Source organism: Pseudomonas sp., assembly GCF_050739655.1.
Taxonomy (GTDB): domain Bacteria; phylum Pseudomonadota; class Gammaproteobacteria; order Pseudomonadales; family Pseudomonadaceae; genus Aquipseudomonas.
Genome location: NZ_JBOIBY010000581.1, coordinates 1 through 1,202 on the forward strand (window position 1 = coordinate 1; position 1,202 = coordinate 1,202).

The 1,202-nt window shown below is 63.8% G+C and carries 1 protein-coding gene; it reads left to right on the top strand.

Annotated features, from left to right (window positions below):
• The coding region (locus ACRESJ_RS27620; protein WP_431760695.1) for an Ig-like domain-containing protein at positions 1 to 1,202 on the top strand (1,202 nt) is incomplete at both ends.

The window sequence follows — 1,202 nt, forward strand, 5'->3', positions numbered from 1 at the left end:
GAGGCGGTGAGCGGGTTCACCAACGCCGACCTGACCATCGCCAACGGTACGCTCACTGCGGTGAGCAGCAGTGACGGCGGCATCACCTGGACGGCGACCTTCACACCTTCCGCCAGCATCAACGACACGACCAACCTGATCACCCTGGACAACACCGGCATCAGCGACCTGTCGGGCAACGCCGGCAGCGCCACCACCGACTCCAACAACTACGCCATCGACACGGTCCGACCCACCGCGACCATCGTCCTGGCAGACGCGACCCTGAGTGCCGGCGAAACCTCGCTGGTGACCATTACCTTCAGCGAAGCGGTGAGCGGTTTCACCAACGCCGACCTGACCATCGCCAACGGTACGCTCACGGCGGTGAGCAGCAGTGACGGCGGCATCACCTGGACCGCGACCTTCACCCCGACCGCCGGCGTGAGTGACCCGAGCAACGTCATCACTCTGAACAATACCGGTGTCTCCGACGTGGCCGGCAACGCCGGCAGCGGCACCACCAATTCCGGCGACTACACCATCGATACGGTGCTGCCGACAGCGACCATCGTGGTCGCCGACAATGCGTTGAGAATCGGTGAAACGTCGCTGGTGACCATTACCTTCAGCGAAGCCGTCAGTGGCTTCTCCAACGCCGACCTGACCATTGTCAACGGCACCTTGACCTCCGTCAGCAGCAGCGACGGCGGTGTCACCTGGACTGCGACCTTCACCCCGACCGCCAGCATCACCGACACAACCAACCTGATCACCCTGGACAATACCGGCGTGCAGGCTGTCGCCAGCGGTAACGTGGGTAGTGGCACCACCGATTCGAACAACTATGCGATCGATACCATGCGCCCGACGGCCACCATCGTGGTGACTGATACGGCGCTGAGAATCGGCGAAACCTCGCAGGTGACCATCACCTTCAGCGAGGCGGTGAGCGGTTTCACCAACGCCGACCTGACGATAGCCAACGGCACGCTGACGGCGGTGAGCAGCAGCGACGGCGGCATCACCTGGACGGCGACGTTCACGCCGACGGTGGGCGTCAACGACGCCACCAACCTGATCACCCTGGCCAATGCCGGCGTTGCTGACCTGGCCGGCAATGCCGGCAGCGGCACCACCAACACGGCCAACTACACCATCGACACTGTGCTGCCGACCGCCACCATCGTGGTCGCCGACATAGCCCTGAATGTCGGCGGAAC